Annotated in this window: 2 pseudogenes and 1 other annotated feature; both pseudogenes read right to left on the reverse strand. The window is 49.0% G+C overall.

Features of this window, described 5'->3' with window-relative positions:
- Positions 1–768, reverse strand: a pseudogene (locus ACWIGM_RS31375) (IS3 family transposase); the annotation flags it as partial.
- Positions 371–487, reverse strand: a sequence feature (AL1L pseudoknot). Its footprint overlaps the pseudogene before it by 117 nt.
- Positions 769–858: 90 nt before the next feature.
- A pseudogene (locus ACWIGM_RS31380) lies at positions 859–981 on the reverse strand (hypothetical protein); the annotation flags it as partial.
- Positions 982–1363 lie beyond the last annotated feature (382 nt).

Raw genomic sequence — 1363 nt, forward strand, 5'->3', positions numbered from 1 at the left:
CATGCCCGCCCTGAACTCCGGGCACACCGTAAGTAAAATCAGCCACCCACAGCTGGTCAGGACGTTCTGCCACGAACTGACGGTTTACGCGGTCGCCTGCGGCAACGGCTTTCCGGCTGACGGTAGTGCGGACCTTTTTACCCCGGAGAACACCGGCAAGTCCCATAACCGCCATGAGGCGCGCCACTGTACATCTGGCTACCCTGATTCCTTCCCGTAACAACTGACGCCAGACTTTACGCACACCGTATACCTGATGATTCCCATCGTATACGCGCAGTATCTCTTTCTTCAGCCAGTCATCGCGCTGCGCACGGGCACTGCGTTTATCAGGATGATGTCGCTGTTGCTGACAGTGGTAATACGTTGACGGGGCAATATGTAGTTCACTGCATACCGGTCCGACCCCGTACTGCTCACGCAGCTTATCCAGCAGTGGCATCATTTTTTCCAGAGGCGGTCGAACTCCGCCTTCGCAAAATAAGCGGAAGCCTGGCGAAGGATATCGTTACTGCGGCGCAGTTCACGATTTTCACGTTCCAGCTCTTTCAGACGCTGACGTTCAGCGGTGGTGAGCCCACCATCACCGCCCCCGGTATCCCGCTCATGCTGGCGAACCCAGACACGCAGAGTCTCTGGCGTACAGCCAATCTTTGGAGCAATGGAACAAATTGCCGCCCACTGTGAGTCATATTCGCCCTGACTTTCCAGAACCATACGAACTGCCCGTTGACGGACTTCGAGGGAAAAACGTGTATTTTTAGTCATCCTGTTTACCTCTTTCTCAGGGAATTTAGTCTCCAGGATTCCCGGGGCGGTTCACAGTAATCATGCCGGGTCTGGCTGGCTAACACCCCATTATAAGGGGTACGAATAAAGTAACGGGGCTTCACGCAGGGATGGACAGATTGCTCTGATATACAGCCGACGACGTCCCGCTGCAACATCATCACGCAGATGCTTCATTTTCAGATTTGGGACCTCCTTTTGATTTCTCGTTTAACTTTTGCTGTTACCAGACTTTAATCTATTTTAACAATTCAAGAATTTTTTATAAAATGCTCAAAGATGAAAGCGTTACTGAACCAACCAGCTTGGCTGATGTTTTCTATAGATAAAAAGATCATCAGCAAAAACTGATAGCCTGAATCACCTTTACTACCAATCATGTATGAAGAAAACACGCACAAACAATTGACAATGATTATCATTTGCATTAAAAGGATTATGTAGTATTTTTATTTCATGAGGAACTATACCCGCCAGCAATCTGAGTAGCGAAAGCTGTTCATCCCCAATATTTTTGCTGGCGGGTTCTTTTTTCTACTGCCCTTCTCCTCAGAGGGAGCATTCCATTCTTTTT

The organism is Allobosea sp. NPDC055332, assembly GCF_053645455.1.